Raw genomic sequence first — 17,271 nt, 5'->3', positions numbered from 1 at the left:
TTTTCCAGCAGGCCGGCGCCGGTGTTCGTTCAAGCAATAATGTCTGGAATGATCTTGTCTTCCAGCGCCATCAGCCTGTCCTTCAGGAAAAGCTTCTTTTTCTTCATGCGCTGGATCTGCAGCGGGTCGCAATTCATGGCGATCATCGCATTGATGGCCGCGTCGAAATCGGCGTGTTCCTGCTTCAGCCGGGAATATTCGAGGCGGATATCCGCCTGTTCCTGATCGGACATTTTTACCGTCTGCACGTCTGCGGCGCCCAAACACTGGGCCTGATTGGGCGGGACCGGGGCCTTCTTGCACCGGCGCGCAGCCCATACCACATTTCACATTGTCGTGGAATGCTACCACGCAGCATTCGACATCGGTGCCCGATGGTGGCACACTGTCATTATGCCGTCACAGAAGCGAGCCTGCGGTGGACGTGCCTTGGCGGCTGCAATCGAGGAAACCATGAAAGGGAGAACCAATCATGTCTCTTGCATCCCATCTTGATGAGCTGCAGCGGAAACACGGCGACATCGAACGGGAAATCGACGATGCGATGGCCCATCCATCGGTAGACGACCTCGAAATCGTGAATCTCAAGCGGCGCAAGCTGGCGCTCAAGGACGAGATTGAAAAACTGAAGGCGAAACCGACGACGCACTGAAGCCCTTCCAGGACTAGAAGCGCGCGCCGCCCGGCGCGCGTCTCTTTCCGGTGGCATATCGCTATGCTGCCGGAAACGCCCGTGGATTTGCGGCAAGCTGCCGTCTTGTCATTTCCGATTTGCTAGGCCTGCGCGCCAGTCGCCATTGACAAGCCATCTTTGCTCCTCCACCTCATGCCCGGACCTTCAAGATTAAAGGCAGCCGGCATGACCGGATATTATTCCTCACCCTTCCCACGCCGCAGGTCGGTCGGTGTCGATGTCGGCGGCGTGATTGTCGGCGGCGGCGCGCCGGTCGTCGTCCAGTCAATGACCAACACCGACACGGCCGATGTCGATCAGACGGTCGCACAGGTGGCGGCGCTGCATCGCGCCGGCTCCGAGATCGTGCGCATAACCGTCGATCGCGACGAAAGCGCTGCCGCCGTGCCGGCCATCCGCGAGCGGCTGGAACGACTCGGCATCGACGTGCCGCTGGTCGGCGATTTCCATTATATCGGCCACAAGCTCCTGGCCGACCACCCGGCCTGCGCCGAGGCACTGGCTAAATACCGCATCAATCCCGGCAATGTCGGCTTCAAGGACAAGAAAGACCGGCAGTTCGCCGCGATCGTCGAGGTGGCGATCCGATACGACAAACCGGTGCGCATCGGCGTCAATTGGGGTTCGCTCGACCAGGAGCTGCTGACCCGGCTGATGGACGACAACCAGGCCCAGGGCTTTCCGCTGACCGCCCAGGAAGTGACGCGCGAGGCAATCGTGCAGTCGGCAATCCTGTCGGCCCAAATGGCTGAAGAGATCGGCCTTGCCCGCGAGAAAATCATCCTGTCGGCCAAGGTCAGCGGCGTGCAGGATCTGATCGCCGTCTACACCGAGCTTGCCACCCGTTCCGACCATGCGCTGCACCTCGGCCTGACGGAGGCGGGCATGGGCTCGAAAGGCATCGTCGCCTCGTCCGCGGCCATGGGCATCCTGCTTCAGCAGGGCATTGGCGACACCATCCGCATCTCGCTGACGCCGGAGCCAAACGGCGACCGCACGCGCGAGGTGCAGGTGTCGCAGGAGCTGTTGCAGACCATGGGCTTCCGGCAGTTCGTGCCGATCGTCGCCGCCTGCCCGGGCTGCGGGCGCACAACCTCGACCGTGTTCCAGGAGCTTGCTCAGAACATCCAGGCCGACCTGCGCAAGAACATGCCGGTGTGGCGCGAACAATATCCCGGCGTCGAGAACCTCAAGGTCGCGGTGATGGGTTGCATCGTCAACGGTCCGGGCGAATCCAAACACGCCGATATCGGCATTTCGCTGCCCGGCACCGGTGAGACGCCGACCGCCCCGGTGTTCGTCGACGGCAAGAAGGCGGCGACCCTGCGCGGCCCGTCGATCGCCGCGGATTTCGAGAAAATGGTTTCCGACTACATCGAACGGCGGTTTGGGCAACACGGCAAGGCCGCGGCGGAGTAGTTCCATGCGGCGTTTGCTTGGGGCGACGCTGGTTGTCATTTCCGGGCTGGGCTGGGCGGCGGCCGTCCAGGCCGATCCGCCGCGGCCCGCCAAGCAGAAGCTGATCGATCGAGTTTGCGATCTTATCGAGACGCATGCCGACCAGAACGGCCTGCCCCGGGATTTCTTTGCCCGGCTGATCTGGAAGGAGAGTCGTTTCGATCCCAACGCGGTCAGCCCCGTCGGCGCGGAGGGTATCGCCCAATTCATGCCGGGCACCGCCAAGATGCGCGGGCTCGCCAATTCGTTCGATATCGAGCAGGCTATCCCGGCCTCGGCAAAATATCTCGCCGAAATGAAGACCGGCTTTGGCAATCTGGGCCTCGCCGCCGCAGCCTACAATGCTGGCGAGAGCCGGGTGACGCGCTGGCTGAATTCCGGCGGATTCCTCCCGATGGAGACCGAAAGCTACGTCCTGGACGTTATGGGCGAGCCGGCCGACAAGTTCACCGATGCCGCGTATGCCGGCGTCATCCGGCCGCTCGACAAGAAGGCGAGTTTCGCTGCCGCTTGCCGCGAGCTGCCGGTGATCATGTCCAGAACCGTGCCGATGTCGTCGATCAACATCAAGCCGTGGGGCGTGCAGGTGGCCGGCAATTTCCGTCGCGCCGCGGCGCTCAATCAGTGGAGCAACGTGAAGCGCCGGTTTCCAGCCTTGCTCAGCGGTCGCGATCCGGTGGTCAGCCGGGTGCGCACACCGATCGGCAGGCGCGGCATCTATGCGGTGCGGATCGGCGCCGACACCAAAGCCAAGGCCGACGATATTTGCCAGAAACTGCACAGCGTGGGCGGCGCATGCATCGTGGTGCGCAATCGGTAAGCCATGTGTCGGTGCGTTTCGCGCCATTGCTGCCATCTTGCTCCCAGTGGGCACTTCGTCCTCGACACGTGAAATCATATTTTCGGTGAACCGTTAGCCAGGTCTTGCATCGTCGTCGATGCGGGGTAAGGTCCCCGCGATTTTTCGCGAAAGGGATCAGCATGGCCGGCTTCAAGACACTGGACGACATCCGCAATATCAGCGGCAAGCGTGTGCTGGTGCGTGTCGACCTCAACGTTCCCGTCACCGAGGGCAAGGTCACCGACGCCACCCGCATCGAGCGCATTGCGCCGACCATCGCCGAGCTCTCCGGCAAGGGAGCCAAGGTCATCCTGCTTGCCCATTTCGGCCGGCCCAAGGATGGACCGGCGCCCGAATTCTCGCTCGAACCGATCGCCAGGGCGACGGCGGACGTGCTCGGCCGCCCCGTCGGCTTTGCCGCCGACTGCATCGGCGACAAGGCCGCAAATGCCGTTGCTACCATGAACGGCGGCGACGTGCTGCTGCTCGAGAACACCCGCTTCCACAGGGGCGAGGAGAAGAACGACCCGGCCTTCACCGAAAAGCTCGCCGTTAACGGCGACATCTTCGTCAACGACGCCTTCTCTGCTGCGCACCGTGCCCATTCGTCGACAGAAGGGCTGGCGCATGTGCTGCCGGCCTTCGCTGGGCGCACCATGCAGGCCGAACTCGATGCGCTGGAAAAGGGGCTTGGCAATCCCGCCCGCCCGGTTGTCGCCATCGTCGGCGGCGCCAAAGTCTCGACCAAGATCGACCTGTTGATGAACCTGGTGAAGAAGGTCGACGCGCTGGTCATCGGCGGCGGCATGGCCAATACGTTTCTAGCGGCGCGCGGCACCGACGTCGGGAAATCCTTGTGCGAGCATGATCTCGCGACCACCGCCAAGCAGATCATGATCGAGGCGGCCGAGGCCGGCTGCGCCATCATCCTGCCCGCCGACGGCGTCGTCGCCAGGGAGTTCAGGGCCGGCGCCGCCAACGAGACCGTCGCCATAGCAGACGTGCCGGCCGACGGCATGATCCTCGATGTCGGCGCAAAGACCGTGAAAACCATTGCCGAATGGATCGACCGCGCCGCGACGCTGGTCTGGAACGGGCCGCTCGGCGCTTTCGAAATCGAGCCATTCGACCACGCAACGGTGGCGACGGCCAGGCACGCGGCAGCGCGCACCAAGGCCGGCAGACTGGTCTCGGTCGCTGGCGGCGGCGACACGGTGGCGGCGCTCAACCATGCCGGCGTCAGCGATGATTTTACTTATGTATCGACGGCCGGCGGCGCTTTCCTCGAATGGATGGAAGGCAAGCCCTTGCCCGGCGTCGACGTCTTGAAGCGCTGAGCGCGACCGCAAGAGCAGCGCGAAGGAGTGCGCCCGCGACTTTCAATCGATTCGCGCTTGTTTGACGAAATGGTTCGACTTGAACCTGCGTTGCTCTGGTGGTCTGCTGGGCGCGGATCAATTCTTTCAGGAGAAGCACGATGAGCGAACGTCTCGAGGACATTGCCGCCGCGATGGTGGCCGATGGCAAAGGCTTGCTGGCGGCCGACGAAAGCTCCGGCACCATCAAGAAACGCTTCGACGTCATCGGCGTCGAGTCGACCGCCGACAGCCGGCGCGACTATCGCGAGATGATGTTCCGCGCCAGCGAGGCAATGACCAAATACATTTCCGGCGTCATCCTCTATGACGAGACCATCCACCAGAACGCCGCCGACGGCACGCCGCTGGTCGACATCATCAAGGCAACAGGCGCCATCCCCGGCATCAAGGTCGATGCCGGCGCCAAGCCTCTGGCCGGCTTTCCCGGTGACACCATCACCGAAGGCCTGGACGGCCTGCGCGAACGCCTCGCCGACTATTACAAGCTCGGCGCCCGCTTTGCCAAATGGCGCGCGGTGATCGACATCGATGTTTCCAAAGGCGTGCCTTCCGCCACCTCGATCGGCTCGAACGCCCATGCGCTCGCCCGTTACGCCGCGCTTTGCCAGGAAGCCGGCATCGTGCCGATCGTCGAGCCGGAGGTGCTGATGGACGGCGCCCACGACATCGACACGTGCTACGAGATCAGCAAGGCGACACTGACAAAGTTGTACACCGAGCTCTATGCGGCCCGCGTCGCGCTCGAAGGCACCATCCTGAAACCGAACATGGTCCTCGCCGGCAAGAAATCGGGCAAGGTCAGCAGCCCGGAGGAAGTTGCCGAAAGGACCATAAAACTGTTCCGCGAGACGGTGCCGGCGGCGATTGGAGGCATCGCCTTCCTTTCGGGCGGACAATCGGACGAGGAGGCGACCGCCAACCTCAATGCCATCAACGCCATCGGCCCGCATCCGTGGAAGCTGACCTTCTCCTATGGCCGCGCCTTGCAGGCCGCTCCGCAGAAGGCCTGGGGCGGCAAGGCAGCGAACGTCGCCGCCGCGCAGGCCGCCTTCGCCCATCGCGCCCACATGAACCATCTGGCGGCGCTTGGACAATGGCAGCCGAAGCTTGAGCAAGCCGCCTGACCGAAGACATCTTGCGTTTCTCCCGACCCGGGCCACGTGCCCGGGTTTTTGTTTGAAAGCAGCAAGGGCTGCAATTTCTTGCAACTGAAATGCAGCCGGGTGTCGGTATTGCTCGCTGCCGAACGTCCTCCGTGAAAAGAGGAGCAGACCTATGCCAAACAACAAGATCGTTTCGCAGGAAGACTGGTTTCAGGCGCACAAGGCGCATCTGGCGCGCGAAAAGGAATTGACGCGCTTTCGCGATCGTGTCGCCGCCGAACGCCGCGAATTGCCGTGGCTGAAGATCCGCAAGGACTACGTCTTCGAGACCGAGCAAGGGCCAAAGAAACTGCCCGACCTGTTTGGCGGCAACAGCCAGCTGATCGTCTACCATTTCATGTTCGGGCCGGGCGCCGATTATCGCTGCGAAGGCTGCTCATTCCTTGCCGATCATATCGACGGCGCCAACCAGCATCTCAGGCACCACGATGTCTCACTTGTCGTGGTAGCGCGGGCGCCATTGGCCGAATTGCTGCCCTACAAGCAGCGTATGGGATGGAAATTCGACTGGGTGTCGTCCTACGCCTCGGACTTCAACTTCGATATGCAGGTGTCATTCACGGACAAGCAGATCGCGGCCGGCGATACGACCTACAATTTCGAGCGGCGTGCGCGAAACTCGAAAGACCTTCCTGGCGTCAGCGTGTTCTATCGCGACGAGAAGGGCGACATCTTCCTGACCTTCGTCTTGCGCTCCCGAGGCGGCGATCCGCTGATCGGCGCCTATCATTATCTCGACCTGACGCCGAAGGGTCGCAACGAAACCGGCCCGCATCATAGCCTCGTCGACTGGGTGCGGCTGCATGACGAGTACGAAGATCAATCCGGGACACATGACTGCTGCCATTGAGGCGACAAGGGTGCCACTGTAAGGTCGTTCACCTCCAATGCAACATGCGCTAAGTGCTGTTCGCTACGCCCTAAAAGGGACTTGCCATGCGGCGCTTTCCGACCCTTCTCACCTGGCTCGCCTTTCCGGTCTATGTCTGGCAAGGACTTGGCGTGCGTCGCCGCACCACCCGCATGCTGCCGGCACAAGGTCCGGTCATGCACGAGATATCTGGCCTGACGCCAGCAATCTCGGTTCTGGTGCTTGGCGATTCCTCCGCCGCCTCGGTAGGCATCGGCAATTCTGAAAACGGATTGGCCGCGCAACTGGCCGTTCTGATTGCGCAACGCACCGGCCGCATCGTGCGCTGGCGGTCAGCCGGCTTCAACTCGGCAACCTCCGGCCAGATCCGCGATCATGTGCTGCCCAATCTATCGGCCGATCCGTGGACGCATATCGTGCTGGCCATCGGCACCAACGACACCAAGAATTTTCATTCGGTACCGCGGTTCAAGCGCGAGTTTGGCGGCCTGCTCTACGCGCTGCGCGCCAAATGGCCGGAGGCGCGCGTCGTGTGGTCGCCGGTGCTGGAGTTCACCCGGGCGCCGGCAATGCCGACGCTGCTCGGCAAGATCCTCGAAATCCGTGCCGTCGAAATGAACCGGATGGGCGCGCGCCTTTGCCTCGAGCGCGGCGCCATACCGGCGCCCCGCCTGCCGATCACCGATGCCGAGGCCGGCTTTGCGTCGGATGGATTTCATGCTTCGGAAGCCGGCTACCGAGCCTGGGCGGAACATCTGGTCAGCCTGGTGCTCGACAACGAACCGGGCGTCGCGTAGCGGACCGCCGGCACTAAAGCGCGTCGCGTTCGATTGGCCTCATCCGACGCGCTTCAGGTACTGTTTCCATGCATGTCGTTGTCGCAAAACCGCTGCACACTTTGCGCGACATGCATCACGTCCAGTGCCCGAGCACCGCCGTAATCGAAATCGCCGCCATCGCCAGCAGCGCCAGCTTCCAGAAATCGCTGCGCCGCTTCAGCCCGGGCCAGCCGAGCGGCTTGATGAGCTGGATGACCATCATGGCGATGATGACGAGCGCGAGAAGTTTCGACATGCCGCCTTTGATCAGCATCGCGGCTGGCTGTCAAAGCGGCTCCGCGATCGCCGTCTTTCCAGTGCGGCAGGCCTCTTTTCAGCACTGCCTGATCACTTCGGTCGACAAATCAAAAACGCCAGTCAGGAGAGACGCACCCTCCTGACAGACTGCTGTCAGCAGGGGTGTGCGATAGTGCCTGCATCGAAAGAGAGGAGACCAGCCATGAACGGTTTTACCATTCTGCGTAGCGTGCAGCACTATGTCGGCAAGATCCGGACGATGCGCAATGAGATCCGCACCCAGCGGTTCATGAATACCCTGCCGGCGGACATCCGCAAGGATATTGGTTGGCCGGACATGTATGGCGACCGCCGCAATGGCGGCAATTGAGGCAAGCTTTCTGGGTGGCGTTTGGATGCAACCTGGCGACGAGCTGAAATGGCATGCTGAAGCCTCCTGACAGTATGGTGTCAGGAGGCTCGTGCCATAGTGCGATGGCCGCCGGAGACGGATGGCTGAGAGGACGATCGATGAAAAGCTGGAGCGACAGGCTGAACATGCCTGGCCTCAACGGCATAAAGCCGTCGCCACGCACCATCGGCGACGTCGTCGACGGGCAGCCGATGCTGGTTCCTACAGCTCGCCAGGTCGATGCATTCATCCGCTCCATCCCCGGAGGCATGGATATCCGCGCTTTGTGCACCGTTCTCGCCATCGAGCACGGTGCCGAGGTGACATGTCCGGTCACCATCGGCTATCATCTGCGCACTGTCGCCGAGGCCGCCAACAAGGATCTTGAGCGTGGCATGGCGCTGAGCGACATTGCGCCGTTCTGGCGGGTGCTCGACGCAAGCATGCCGACAACGAGGAAACTGTCCTTCGGCGCGGCCTTCGTCGCCGCGCAGCGCAAGCGCGAAGGGCTGGAACGATAGACGCCGAGGGTCCATACGATGCGCCGCGCCGACAGGCTCTTCCAGATCGTGCAGCATCTGCGTGGTGGCCGTCTGGTCACTGCCCAGAAGCTGGGCACGTGGCTCGAGGTTTCCGAGCGGACGATCTATCGCGACATCGCCGACCTGCAGTCGACCGGCGTGCCGATCGACGGCGAGGCCGGTGTCGGCTACATGATGAGGGAGGGTTTCGACCTTCCGCCGCTGATGTTCACGCGTGACGAGATCGTCGCGCTGGTCGCCGGCGCCCGCATGGTGCGCGCCTTTGGCGGCGCGGCCATGGCACGAGCCGCCGACGAGGCGCTGGTCAAGATAGGCGCCGTGTTGCCCGACGCCGAAAAGGACCGCATCGCCCGTACCGAGATCCACACGCCGATGTGGGTGGTAAGCGATGCCGCCCGTGAAGCCATCGACCTGATCGAGCGGTCCATCGAGAAACGTCAGGTGCTGACCATCGACTATTCGGATGAGGCCGGCCGCAGCACGGCGCGCGACATCCGCCCGCTCGGCCTGTGGTTCTGGGGCAAGGTGTGGACCTTGGTCGCCTGGTGCGAGATGCGCAGCGATTTCCGCGCTTTCCGCATCGACCGCATCGCCTCGGTGGTCATCGCCGGCCGCACCTTCAAGCCGGAGCGCGGCAAGCAGCTCGCCGATTTCTATCGCGCGGTGGAGCGCAGCGAGGATTACGGCATGGCGCCGGACCGAGCGGCGCGGAGCTGACACGAAAGATCACAAAAAAGCCCGCTTGAAAGCGGGCTCAGACCGCTGACAAACCCGCCGATTTTCGGTTGGCTTGAAAGCGGGCGTTTTGTTTTGGATGCGAAATGCCTACTCTTCTTCGTCGGCATCCTTGTCCTTCGACTTTAGCGCCGAAAGCTTGGCGAAGACGGCGTTGGCGTCGAGTTCCTGGTCCTCGTCTTTCGGCTTTTCCGGCGCCGGCACCAGTCGTTCGGTCAAGGCGGCCGGCAGCAGCGTATCGCCGACCGGCTGCGCCTGCTCACGGCCGCGCGAGGCGCGGTTGATTTCCATATCGAGGTCGATCTGCGACGTCAGGCCGAGCGTCACCGGATCCATCGGCTGGAGATTGGCGGAGTTCCAGTGCTTTCTGTCGCGGATCTGGTCGATCGTCGACTTCGTCGTGCCGACAAGGCGGGCAATCTGCGCATCCTTGAGCTCGGGATGGTTGCGCACCAGCCAGAGGATGGCGTTGGGCCGGTCCTGGCGCTTCGACAGCGGCGTGTAGCGCGGACCCTTGCGCTTGGATTCCGGCACACGCACCTTGGGATCGGAGAGCTTCAGTCGGTGGTTGGGGTCCTTCTCGGCGCGCGCGATCTCGTCGCGAGTGAGCTGGCCGGTCATGATCGGGTCCATGCCCTTGATGCCTTGCGCCGACTCGCCGTCGGCGATCGCCTTGACCTCAAGCGGATGCAGTCCGCAGAACTGCGCGATCTGCTCGAAGGAGAGCGCTGTGTTGTCAACCAGCCAGACGGCGGTCGCCTTTGGCATCAGCAGCGTATTGGCCATCATAAAAATCCTTCTCGTTCGCCCGCGTTCCCGCGCGGGCGGTGGTTTAGAGCCACCAAAATGGGAAAATCGCGGTCTATATAACCGCTCGCTCGCCGTTTCGCAATGTTTTTGGGAGGCGTGTGTCAAGGACGGCCGGCAGACCGCGACAGGATCGGCAGATGACGCCATGCAGTCGAAAGCTTCAAAAAGACAAAGCCCGCCAGACCAAGGTCGGGCGGGCTCGGAACCGGCGACGGAAATCCGTCTGCTGCGGCTCTGACTTCTAAGTCTTGATCCCGAACCGCGGCTCGGCATTGCGGAAAAGCAACGCCCGGTCTGCGGGCGGGATCGTGCTCGGGATCAAAGCCCTTGGCGGGCGATTCTTTCGATGTCGCCGCGGTTGATGCCGAGGTCGTTGAGCTGACGAGCGTTCAGCCGGTTCAGTTCGCGCACGGTTTCGTTGTACATGCGCCAGTTACGGAAAGCGCGGATCGGGTTCATGGTAGTCCTCCATCGTTTCGATGCCGCGTAAGTAGGCATCGGCGATGAAAAATTGAACAGACGCTTTTGCATGGCCGCAATGCGTTTGTTGCATTGCACCATTAAGCTTTCGTTCAGCCTGTTTGCCGGTCGTCAGGCGACATCGAGCACAATCTTGCCGATGTGCTCACCCTCCTCCATCCGCTCATGCGCCCGCCAGGCTTCCTTGAGCGGGAAGATCGTGTCCATCACCGGCGCAACCTTGCGCGTGCCGAGCAGCGGCCAAACCTGCGCCTCCAGTGCCGCCGCGACTGCCGCCTTGAACTCCACGGTGCGTGGCCTGAGCAGCGATCCCGTGTGCACGAGCCGCTTTGCCATGATCTTGAAGAAATCGGCGCTCGCCACCGCTCCGCCCTGCGTCGCGATCTGGACGATGCGGCCTTCTATGGCTGCAGCCTCATAGTTCCGCGCCACATAGTCGCCGCCGACCATGTCGAGGATGACATTGGCGCCCTTGCCGCCGGTTGCCTCCTTGACTGCGGCGACGAAGTCCTCCTCGCGGTAGTTGATCGCCCGGTCGGCGCCGAGCTTGAGGCAGGCGTCGCATTTCTCCTTGCTCCCGGCGGTGGTGATGACATAGGCGCCGAAAGCGGCAGCAAGCTGGATCGCCGTCGTGCCGATACCCGACGAGCCTCCATGCACGAGCAGCGTCTCGCCGCTCTTCAGGCTGCCGCGCTCGAAGACATTGTGCCAAACGGTGAAGTAGTTTTCCGGCAGCGCCGCCGCTTCGGTGTAGGTAAAGCCGGCGGGCAGCGGCAGCACGCTGCCGGCGTGCACTCTGACATATTCGGCATAGCCGCCGCCCGCCGTCAGCGCACACACCCGGTCGCCGACGCGCCAGCGCGATATCTCGTCACCAAGGGCAGCGACTTCGCCTGCTGCTTCCAGGCCCGGCAGATCTGACGCTCCCGGCGGTGGCGGATAGGCGCCCTTGCGCTGCTGCACGTCCGGCCGGTTGACGCCGGCGGCCCGCACCCGGATCAGGATCTCACCGGAACCGGCAACCGGTACGTCGCGGGTTTCCGGTTTCAGCACCCGCGGCCCGCCCGGTTCCGATATGGCGATCGCCATCATCTTCGCCGGAATTTTCTGTGCGTTCGCCATGAATTTTCCCGTCGTGCTTCGCCGGTTTCTCGTGCCAGCTGTTGCCGGCCATTTGCATCCATACCCCTGCCCTATGTATGCTCATTGGCAAATCAGGCAAATGGGCAATCACGGAGGAGCGACGATGGCGATCTTCGACGACGAACCCAAGAAGAAAGCGCGCCCGCACGAGATCGGGCAGGATCTGTCGCTGCTTTCCGTCGATGAATTGTCCGAGCGGATCGGCATCCTGCGCGACGAGATCGCCCGGCTGGAAGCCGAGCTCAAGACCAAGGACTCCACCAAGTCGGCGGCAGAGGCGCTGTTTCGCCGCGGATAGTACGGCGGGTAATTCCAAAAGCTCGGGCACGCCGCCGAAAAGCCCGAATGCCGCTGTCTCCAGACTTGTGCCTTAAACCCCAGCCGGATTGAAAAATGTTCGCAAGCTACAGACCGATTCTCTCGCTGCTGCGCGGCACCGCGTTCCTGCTGGCGGCATCCGGACTGCACGGTCTGCTGTTGCCGCTGCGTGGTCAGGTGGAGGGCTTCTCGACAGCATCGCTCGGCCTGATGGGCACGGCTTGGGCTGGCGGCTTCGTCACCGGCTGCTTCTTTGCGCCACGCATCGTGCGCCGCGCCGGTCATGTCAGGGCTTTCGGCGCCTTCGCCGCATCGGGAGCGATCGTAGCACTGCTCACCGGTCTGATCATCGACGAATATACCTGGATCCTGTTGCGCGCCTTCACCGGCTTCACCATGGCCGGCGCCTTCATGGTGATCGAGAGCTGGCTCAACGAGAAGGCCACCAACGAAAACCGCGGCACCGTCTTCGGCCTCTACATGATGGTCACCTATGCCTCGATCATGGGCGGTCAGATGATCGTTGCCGGCGGCGATGTGAAATCGGCGTCGCTGTTCATGATCACCGGCATTCTGTTCTGCCTGTCGCTGATCCCGACGGCGGTCTCGACGGCGTCGCATCCCAAGCCGCTGCAGGACGTGTCGCTTGACGTCAAAGGGCTCTACATCAATTCGCCGGTATCGGCGATCGCCTGCGTGCTGATCGGCATTGCCAACGGCGCCTGGGGCACGCTTGGTGCCGTTTATGGAGCGCGCATCGGCATCTCGACGGCCGAGATCGCGCTGATGATGAGCCTGGTGGTCATCGCCGGCGCCGCCATGCAGCTTCCGGCCGGGCGGCTCTCCGACACGACGGACCGTCGTTTCGTGCTGGCGGGCGCGGCTTTCGGCGCTGCGCTGTTTGCCATCGCCATCTTCCTGTTCGAACCGCGCTCCGGCGTCTTCGTCATCGTCTGCACCGCCGCCTACGGCGCCTTCGCCTACACGCTCTATTCGATCGCGGTGGCGCATGCCAATGACCATGCGCGATCGGAGGACTTCGTCAAAGTGTCGGGCGGCCTGCTGCTGCTTTATGGCTTCGGCACGATGATCGGTCCGCTGCTGGCCGCCGGCCTGATGGGCTGGATGCGCCCTGAGGGGCTGTTCCTGGCCACTGCGCTCGCGCATCTCTGCCTGGCCGGCTACACGCTGCTGCGCATCAGCCGTCGCGCGCCGGTGCCGATCGAAGGCCGCGATGCCTTCAAGACCCAGCCGGCCGATCGCTCGGTAACGCCGGAAGCGTTGCGGCTCGACCCGCGCAGAAAAGCTGAAACCGACGGTTGAGATTCGAGGCGCTTTGCCCCACAAATAAGGCATGATGCTTTCCGACGCCTTCATGGCGATTGCCGATCCCAACCGGCGCCATCTCTTGGAAGAGCTCCGGCGCGGACCGAAGACCGTCAACGAATTGGCATCCGGCTTGCCGGTGTCCCGCCCGGCCGTTTCGCAGCACCTGAAGGTGCTGCTTGATGCCGGGCTGGTCAACGCCAAGCCGGAAGGCACCAGACGCGTCTACACGGTCAGCAACGCCGGCTTCCTGAAGCTCAACATCTGGCTCGACCAGTTCTGGGATGCGGAGCAGCTCGGTTCATCCGGAAGCTGAGGGGCGTCGTCAGCACGTCGGCAACTATGCAGCTTCAGGCCAAAGCAATTCCAGGAAAAAGTATGAAACGGTTTTCCGTCCGGAATTGCGCAAGAACAAACAGATAGAGCGGTTCGGCGTTTCCGTGAAACGATGAACCACTCTAGCCATTGTTGTAGGGGAAGAGCTTGAAATAAGGCTGCGCTTCCTCGATCACACGGGCAACCGAGGGGCGTTGTAGCAACCGGTCGTGATAGCGCCTGACCGCAGGATATTCGTCTCCGAACGGCTCGACCTTGTTGGCGTAGAACAGCGCGGGGGCGGCAGCGCAGTCGGCCATGGTGAAGCTCGCGCCCACCGCCCATGTCCTCGACTGCATGTCCTGTTCAATGATCGCGTAGGAGCTGCGCAGCTGGGTGCGGGCCTGCTCGACGCCGAACGGATCGGTCTTGCCCTCCGGCCGCAGCCGGTCGCCAACGATCTTCTGCATCGGTTCCTGGACGTAGAAGTCATAGAAGCGGTCGGCGAGCCGGGTCTGGCGAGCGAGATCGAAATCGGCGGGGATCAGTTCGACTGGCCCAGGATAATACGCGTTGAGATATTCGATGACGATCGTCGATTCCGGTACGGTCCGGTCCAGCGCTTCATCGCGCAGCACCGGCATCTTGCCGAGCGGCCACAATTTCAGAAACGCCGCGCGCGACTGTTCATTGCCGAGATCGACAACGACGGATGTGAATGGCGTGCCGTTCTCATAGAGCGCGATCAGCGGTTTCCAGCAGAAGGAGGCCAGTGGATGAAGGTGCATAATCAGGGACATTGTTTGTCGTTCCTTGGGTTGTTTGTCTCGCGGCGTCGGGGTCGGATAACTATCTGGCCTGGCTGTGGGCGACGATGGCATCGATGATCGCGGCCCAGTCGTCGGGATGCAGCTCGTGGCCGCCGCCCTCGATCCGGAGCAGCCTTGCACCGGCGACCGCGTCGGCAAGAGCGGCGCCATGCTCGACTGGAAAGATGGGATCGTCGGTGCCGTGGATAACAAGGAGCGGGATTTTCATGTCGCGCAGCCGACCGGTCCAGTCCTCGCCGCTCCCATCTTCGCCACTCTTGAGCATGAAATGATTGGTCGCACTTAGAAAACCGCCGGACCGGTCATAATCTTCTTCGACGAAAGCCCGTGTTCGCTGCTCGTCGAAAGAGTGCGCCGCACCGGTGAGCGCATGCGCGTCCTTAACGATGAAATCGACCACTTGGCCCCGGTTCGCCCAGTCGACCTTCGCGCCTTCGGCCGAATGTCTCTTATAGGCCTCGGTGGTTCCGGGCAGATCCGACGTATCGATGCCCAAGGGCGAGCTGCTGATCACCGTCAGCGAAGTGACACACGACGGGTATTTCAACGCCACGAGCTGCGCGATCATGCCGCCCATCGACATGCCGACCATATGCGCCTTTCGCATTCCATGGTCGTCAAGGACGCGGATAGCATCCTCCGCCAAGTCGTCGAATGTATAAGGCGGCTCGCCCGGCGCGTATTTGGTCGAACGGCCGGTATCGCGATTGTCATAGCGGATCACGAAGCGACCCTCGCCGGCCAGCTTCCGGCAAAACGCTTCGGGCCACCAAAGCATGGAAGCCATCGCGCCCATGATCAACAACACCGCCGGATGGGCCGGGTCGCCGAAGGTCTGGGATACGATTTCGGGGTGTCCGGCGCTTTTCATGGCTCTCCTCCGTGGGCTTCCAATCTGATTGCAATTCGCAATCAGTTGCACGATATTAAAACCGATACAATAATGCAACCGGTTTTGGAGATTCGCATGAACATCGATCGTCGGTCCGGATGCCCCATCAACCTGTCGCTCGAAGTGTTCGGCGACCGGTGGAGCCTGATCATCCTTCGCGACATCATCTTCGGCGGCAGACGCCACTTTCGCGAACTGCTCAACGGCTCGATGGAGGGCATCGCCTCCAACATCCTCGCCGACCGGCTGAAGCGGCTGATGGAGCTCGGCATGCTGACCAAGACGGGCGATCCCTCCCACAAGCAAAAGGCGATCTACAGCCTGACCGAAATGGCGATTACGCTGGTGCCGATCCTGGCCCATCTCGGCGCCTGGGGCCGCGTCTGGCTGCCGGTCAGCGACGAGCTCTCGATCCGTGCCGAGCTTCTGGAAAAAGGCGGCCCGCCGATGTGGGAGCAGTTCATGAACGAGTTGCGCTACGAGCATCTGGGCACATCTCCCGCGCCAACTGGACCCACTGTCCGCGCGATCTTGCAGGCCGGATACGATGCGGCGGTCGCCCGCAAGGCGGAGCGAGTCGGCTGCGATCCAGCGCCATGACCAACTTATTTTCCCAATTGCGGGCTGGCTCTGCTATCAAAGGACTGAAGATAATTTACGGGATTGGATAACGCTCTTGGTCGAGAACTCTAAGGACACTGCCCGTGCGCGGGCCGATTTGCGTTTCAAGAAACAGGAAGAGGCAGCCACGGTGCGCCAGAAGGCGATGGCGGAATATGTCGCCGAGAGCGACGCCCGCCAAGCCAAAACCAACAAGCTGCGGGCGCTGCGCCTTGCCAAGGAAGCGGAAGACCTGGCCAATGCGCCTCCGGCGCCGGTGAAGAAGCCTCGCGCCAGGAAGAAATAAGCCGGCGCTCCCTGGATCCACTGCTTCCTTTCGTTCGCGAAACAGTTTCACCCCGATCTGTTCTGCCAGTTGATAACTGGCGCGTTTAGGAGACGGCCATGACCGCACTGACGCTCGACAAAGCCCTTGAAATCATCGCCGCCGCCTTTGCCAAGGGTGCCGAGCTCAAGCTCAGGCCGCTTGGCGTCTCGGTGCTCGACGCCGGCGCCCATCTGGTCGCGTTCCAGCGTCAGGACGGCGCGTCGTTCCTGCGTCCGCAAATGTCGGCCGGCAAGGCCTATGGCGCGCTCGCTATCGGCATGGGCTCGCGCCGGGTGGAAGCCTTCGCCAAGGAGCGCCCGCATCTGATCGCCGGCGTCTCCGACGTGTCGGGCGGGCGCGTCCTGCCGGTCGTCGGCGGCGTGCTGATCCGCGACGATGCCGGCACGATCATCGGCGCCGTCGGCATTTCCGGCGACACGTCCGACAATGACGAAACGGCAGCCATCGCCGGCATCGAGGCGGCTGGCTTTAGCGCCGACCCGGGCTGAGCCGGGATCCTTAATTCATATTGATGTCGCGGCTGGCCGACCGCATCGACACCGAAAAGCCGGCCAGCACGTCGATCAGCGCTATGACCATCAGTGTGAAGAAAACAGAATGGGCGGCGCCCTTCACCAGCAGGAACTCGACCAGATAGGCCACAAAGACGAAGGTCGACAAAAGGTGGTCCATGATCGAGGCATTTGTCGTACGCGTCGACTTCACCACTTCGACGAACAAGAAGATCAGTGCGATCAGCACGATGAGATCGCCCAGGGTCATCGAGAACACGCCACCCGACATCATCCGGACCGAAAACATTTCGGTCGCCCACGGATCGTCGCCGCTGCCGAATATTCCTAGAAGCCCGAGATTGTAGAGGATGAAAGGCACGATCAGCAGCGGGATGGCACCGAACATGTGGCGGCTCCGGTTGGACTGATCTTTGTAGAGTGCGCCCGGCGTTCGCCGTCAAGAATTTTCGTGCGACCGATAAACACGGACAAAGACGCCGTGAAACAACAATGTCAGGCCCGGCTGATACGATCAGTTGTCGCAAACGCAAAAAGACCGGCCAA

The 17,271-nt window shown here is 62.3% G+C and carries 24 protein-coding genes; 16 read left to right on the top strand and 8 right to left on the bottom strand.

Annotated elements, in window-relative coordinates:
* Window positions 1-29: 29 nt before the first annotated feature.
* Complete coding sequence (locus NKH98_RS02505) at window positions 30-233, bottom strand: YdcH family protein (protein ID WP_023678480.1); 204 nt, start codon at window positions 231-233, stop codon at window positions 30-32.
* Window positions 234-472: 239 nt separating this feature from the next.
* On the opposite strand from NKH98_RS02505, the gene NKH98_RS02500 reads away from it, so the two are divergent.
* The 7 genes from NKH98_RS02500 to NKH98_RS02470 all read left to right on the top strand — a co-directional run bounded on the left by NKH98_RS02500 (window position 473) and on the right by NKH98_RS02470 (window position 7,203).
* Window positions 473-652, top strand: coding sequence for a YdcH family protein (locus NKH98_RS02500; protein ID WP_254816530.1), 180 nt, complete (start codon window positions 473-475; stop codon window positions 650-652).
* Window positions 653-859: 207 nt separating this feature from the next.
* On the top strand, window positions 860-2,113 hold the full coding sequence (gene ispG, locus NKH98_RS02495; RefSeq protein WP_352896471.1) for a flavodoxin-dependent (E)-4-hydroxy-3-methylbut-2-enyl-diphosphate synthase: 1,254 nt from the start codon (window positions 860-862) through the stop codon (window positions 2,111-2,113).
* A gap of 4 nt (window positions 2,114-2,117) precedes the next feature.
* Complete coding sequence (locus NKH98_RS02490) at window positions 2,118-2,972, top strand: lytic transglycosylase domain-containing protein (protein WP_352504997.1); 855 nt, start codon at window positions 2,118-2,120, stop codon at window positions 2,970-2,972.
* A gap of 161 nt (window positions 2,973-3,133) precedes the next feature.
* Window positions 3,134-4,330, top strand: a complete 1,197-nt coding sequence (locus tag NKH98_RS02485; protein ID WP_352896468.1) for a phosphoglycerate kinase — start codon at window positions 3,134-3,136, stop codon at window positions 4,328-4,330.
* Window positions 4,331-4,470: 140 nt separating this feature from the next.
* A complete protein-coding gene (locus tag NKH98_RS02480) occupies window positions 4,471-5,496 on the top strand; it encodes a class I fructose-bisphosphate aldolase (RefSeq protein WP_352650796.1) in 1,026 nt (341 codons plus the stop codon).
* A 151-nt stretch (window positions 5,497-5,647) separates the two neighbouring features.
* Window positions 5,648-6,385, top strand: a complete 738-nt coding sequence (locus NKH98_RS02475) for a DUF899 domain-containing protein (RefSeq protein ID WP_352896464.1) — start codon at window positions 5,648-5,650, stop codon at window positions 6,383-6,385.
* Between the two features lie 86 nt (window positions 6,386-6,471).
* A complete protein-coding gene (locus NKH98_RS02470; protein ID WP_352896462.1) occupies window positions 6,472-7,203 on the top strand; it encodes an SGNH/GDSL hydrolase family protein in 732 nt (243 codons plus the stop codon).
* A 115-nt stretch (window positions 7,204-7,318) separates the two neighbouring features.
* On the opposite strand, the gene NKH98_RS02465 is transcribed toward NKH98_RS02470, so the two are convergent.
* A complete protein-coding gene (locus NKH98_RS02465; RefSeq protein WP_008873884.1) occupies window positions 7,319-7,480 on the bottom strand; it encodes a hypothetical protein in 162 nt (53 codons plus the stop codon).
* A gap of 204 nt (window positions 7,481-7,684) precedes the next feature.
* Between NKH98_RS02465 and NKH98_RS02460 the strand changes: the two genes are divergently transcribed.
* From NKH98_RS02460 to NKH98_RS02450, 3 genes are all read left to right on the top strand, one after another.
* Window positions 7,685-7,852, top strand: coding sequence for a hypothetical protein (locus NKH98_RS02460; protein ID WP_254816537.1), 168 nt, complete (start codon window positions 7,685-7,687; stop codon window positions 7,850-7,852).
* Window positions 7,853-7,992: 140 nt separating this feature from the next.
* A complete protein-coding gene (locus NKH98_RS02455; RefSeq protein WP_352896459.1) occupies window positions 7,993-8,394 on the top strand; it encodes a hypothetical protein in 402 nt (133 codons plus the stop codon).
* An 18-nt stretch (window positions 8,395-8,412) separates the two neighbouring features.
* On the top strand, window positions 8,413-9,132 hold the full coding sequence (locus NKH98_RS02450) for a helix-turn-helix transcriptional regulator (protein ID WP_254816539.1): 720 nt from the start codon (window positions 8,413-8,415) through the stop codon (window positions 9,130-9,132).
* Between the two features lie 108 nt (window positions 9,133-9,240).
* Here the strand turns inward: NKH98_RS02450 and NKH98_RS02445 are convergent, their stop codons facing one another.
* The 3 genes from NKH98_RS02445 to NKH98_RS02435 form a co-directional block, all read right to left on the bottom strand.
* Window positions 9,241-9,936 carry a DUF1013 domain-containing protein gene (locus NKH98_RS02445; protein WP_254816540.1) on the bottom strand — a complete coding sequence of 232 codons (696 nt, stop codon included), beginning with the start codon at window positions 9,934-9,936 and terminating at the stop codon, window positions 9,241-9,243.
* 342 nt (window positions 9,937-10,278) lie between these two features.
* Window positions 10,279-10,419: a DUF1127 domain-containing protein gene (locus NKH98_RS02440; protein WP_023720976.1), complete on the bottom strand. Its 141-nt coding sequence runs from the start codon at window positions 10,417-10,419 to the stop codon at window positions 10,279-10,281.
* Between the two features lie 132 nt (window positions 10,420-10,551).
* Window positions 10,552-11,562, bottom strand: coding sequence for an NAD(P)H-quinone oxidoreductase (locus NKH98_RS02435; RefSeq protein ID WP_352896455.1), 1,011 nt, complete (start codon window positions 11,560-11,562; stop codon window positions 10,552-10,554).
* Window positions 11,563-11,686: 124 nt separating this feature from the next.
* On the opposite strand from NKH98_RS02435, the gene NKH98_RS02430 reads away from it, so the two are divergent.
* The 3 genes from NKH98_RS02430 to NKH98_RS02420 all read left to right on the top strand — a co-directional run bounded on the left by NKH98_RS02430 (window position 11,687) and on the right by NKH98_RS02420 (window position 13,543).
* The gene (locus NKH98_RS02430; protein ID WP_352805056.1) at window positions 11,687-11,881 is read left to right on the top strand and encodes a DUF1192 domain-containing protein; all 195 of its coding nucleotides are present in this window, start codon (window positions 11,687-11,689) and stop codon (window positions 11,879-11,881) included.
* A gap of 95 nt (window positions 11,882-11,976) precedes the next feature.
* Window positions 11,977-13,224: an MFS transporter gene (locus NKH98_RS02425; protein ID WP_352896452.1), complete on the top strand. Its 1,248-nt coding sequence runs from the start codon at window positions 11,977-11,979 to the stop codon at window positions 13,222-13,224.
* A gap of 31 nt (window positions 13,225-13,255) precedes the next feature.
* Window positions 13,256-13,543 (top strand): ArsR/SmtB family transcription factor, encoded by a 288-nt coding sequence (locus NKH98_RS02420; RefSeq protein WP_254816544.1) that lies wholly within the window; start codon window positions 13,256-13,258, stop codon window positions 13,541-13,543.
* Between the two features lie 142 nt (window positions 13,544-13,685).
* On the opposite strand, the gene NKH98_RS02415 is transcribed toward NKH98_RS02420, so the two are convergent.
* Window positions 13,686-14,342 carry a glutathione S-transferase family protein gene (locus NKH98_RS02415; protein WP_352896449.1) on the bottom strand — a complete coding sequence of 219 codons (657 nt, stop codon included), beginning with the start codon at window positions 14,340-14,342 and terminating at the stop codon, window positions 13,686-13,688.
* Between the two features lie 49 nt (window positions 14,343-14,391).
* Window positions 14,392-15,243 carry an alpha/beta fold hydrolase gene (locus NKH98_RS02410; protein WP_352896446.1) on the bottom strand — a complete coding sequence of 284 codons (852 nt, stop codon included), beginning with the start codon at window positions 15,241-15,243 and terminating at the stop codon, window positions 14,392-14,394.
* A 96-nt stretch (window positions 15,244-15,339) separates the two neighbouring features.
* Here NKH98_RS02410 and NKH98_RS02405 point away from each other — a divergent pair, with 96 nt between their 5' ends.
* The 3 genes from NKH98_RS02405 to NKH98_RS02395 all read left to right on the top strand — a co-directional run bounded on the left by NKH98_RS02405 (window position 15,340) and on the right by NKH98_RS02395 (window position 16,701).
* A complete protein-coding gene (locus NKH98_RS02405; RefSeq protein ID WP_352896443.1) occupies window positions 15,340-15,864 on the top strand; it encodes a winged helix-turn-helix transcriptional regulator in 525 nt (174 codons plus the stop codon).
* A gap of 76 nt (window positions 15,865-15,940) precedes the next feature.
* Window positions 15,941-16,171, top strand: coding sequence for a hypothetical protein (locus NKH98_RS02400; protein ID WP_254816548.1), 231 nt, complete (start codon window positions 15,941-15,943; stop codon window positions 16,169-16,171).
* 98 nt (window positions 16,172-16,269) lie between these two features.
* Window positions 16,270-16,701 (top strand): GlcG/HbpS family heme-binding protein, encoded by a 432-nt coding sequence (locus tag NKH98_RS02395; RefSeq protein WP_352896439.1) that lies wholly within the window; start codon window positions 16,270-16,272, stop codon window positions 16,699-16,701.
* A 10-nt stretch (window positions 16,702-16,711) separates the two neighbouring features.
* On the opposite strand, the gene NKH98_RS02390 is transcribed toward NKH98_RS02395, so the two are convergent.
* Window positions 16,712-17,113, bottom strand: coding sequence for a hypothetical protein (locus NKH98_RS02390; protein ID WP_023720966.1), 402 nt, complete (start codon window positions 17,111-17,113; stop codon window positions 16,712-16,714).
* Window positions 17,114-17,271: the final 158 nt, after the last annotated feature.

It is taken from the genome of Mesorhizobium sp. M0833 (assembly GCF_040319905.1).
In the GTDB taxonomy this organism is placed as follows: Bacteria; Pseudomonadota; Alphaproteobacteria; order Rhizobiales; family Rhizobiaceae; genus Mesorhizobium.
The sequence above is the reverse complement of the archived record's forward strand: the minus strand, read 5'-3'. Positions and strand labels throughout refer to the sequence as shown.

Excerpts from the sequence above, each read along its gene's own strand:
- NKH98_RS02445 (WP_254816540.1), bottom strand. The coding sequence starts at position 9,936 with ATGGCCAATACGCTGCTGATGCCAAAGGCGACCGCCGTCTGGCTGGTT.
- NKH98_RS02480 (WP_352650796.1), top strand. The coding sequence starts at position 4,471 with ATGAGCGAACGTCTCGAGGACATTGCCGCCGCGATGGTGGCCGATGGC.
- NKH98_RS02500 (WP_254816530.1), top strand. The coding sequence starts at position 473 with ATGTCTCTTGCATCCCATCTTGATGAGCTGCAGCGGAAACACGGCGAC.
- NKH98_RS02415 (WP_352896449.1), bottom strand. The coding sequence starts at position 14,342 with ATGTCCCTGATTATGCACCTTCATCCACTGGCCTCCTTCTGCTGGAAA.
- NKH98_RS02425 (WP_352896452.1), top strand. The coding sequence starts at position 11,977 with ATGTTCGCAAGCTACAGACCGATTCTCTCGCTGCTGCGCGGCACCGCG.
- NKH98_RS02490 (WP_352504997.1), top strand. The coding sequence starts at position 2,118 with ATGCGGCGTTTGCTTGGGGCGACGCTGGTTGTCATTTCCGGGCTGGGC.
- NKH98_RS02470 (WP_352896462.1), top strand. The coding sequence starts at position 6,472 with ATGCGGCGCTTTCCGACCCTTCTCACCTGGCTCGCCTTTCCGGTCTAT.
- NKH98_RS02390 (WP_023720966.1), bottom strand. The coding sequence starts at position 17,113 with ATGTTCGGTGCCATCCCGCTGCTGATCGTGCCTTTCATCCTCTACAAT.
- ispG (WP_352896471.1), top strand. The coding sequence starts at position 860 with ATGACCGGATATTATTCCTCACCCTTCCCACGCCGCAGGTCGGTCGGT.
- NKH98_RS02505 (WP_023678480.1), bottom strand. The coding sequence starts at position 233 with ATGTCCGATCAGGAACAGGCGGATATCCGCCTCGAATATTCCCGGCTG.
- NKH98_RS02405 (WP_352896443.1), top strand. The coding sequence starts at position 15,340 with ATGAACATCGATCGTCGGTCCGGATGCCCCATCAACCTGTCGCTCGAA.
- NKH98_RS02440 (WP_023720976.1), bottom strand. The coding sequence starts at position 10,419 with ATGAACCCGATCCGCGCTTTCCGTAACTGGCGCATGTACAACGAAACC.
- NKH98_RS02435 (WP_352896455.1), bottom strand. The coding sequence starts at position 11,562 with ATGGCGAACGCACAGAAAATTCCGGCGAAGATGATGGCGATCGCCATA.
- NKH98_RS02465 (WP_008873884.1), bottom strand. The coding sequence starts at position 7,480 with ATGTCGAAACTTCTCGCGCTCGTCATCATCGCCATGATGGTCATCCAG.
- NKH98_RS02475 (WP_352896464.1), top strand. The coding sequence starts at position 5,648 with ATGCCAAACAACAAGATCGTTTCGCAGGAAGACTGGTTTCAGGCGCAC.
- NKH98_RS02395 (WP_352896439.1), top strand. The coding sequence starts at position 16,270 with ATGACCGCACTGACGCTCGACAAAGCCCTTGAAATCATCGCCGCCGCC.
- NKH98_RS02410 (WP_352896446.1), bottom strand. The coding sequence starts at position 15,243 with ATGAAAAGCGCCGGACACCCCGAAATCGTATCCCAGACCTTCGGCGAC.
- NKH98_RS02420 (WP_254816544.1), top strand. The coding sequence starts at position 13,256 with ATGATGCTTTCCGACGCCTTCATGGCGATTGCCGATCCCAACCGGCGC.
- NKH98_RS02450 (WP_254816539.1), top strand. The coding sequence starts at position 8,413 with ATGCGCCGCGCCGACAGGCTCTTCCAGATCGTGCAGCATCTGCGTGGT.
- NKH98_RS02430 (WP_352805056.1), top strand. The coding sequence starts at position 11,687 with ATGGCGATCTTCGACGACGAACCCAAGAAGAAAGCGCGCCCGCACGAG.
- NKH98_RS02455 (WP_352896459.1), top strand. The coding sequence starts at position 7,993 with ATGAAAAGCTGGAGCGACAGGCTGAACATGCCTGGCCTCAACGGCATA.
- NKH98_RS02460 (WP_254816537.1), top strand. The coding sequence starts at position 7,685 with ATGAACGGTTTTACCATTCTGCGTAGCGTGCAGCACTATGTCGGCAAG.
- NKH98_RS02485 (WP_352896468.1), top strand. The coding sequence starts at position 3,134 with ATGGCCGGCTTCAAGACACTGGACGACATCCGCAATATCAGCGGCAAG.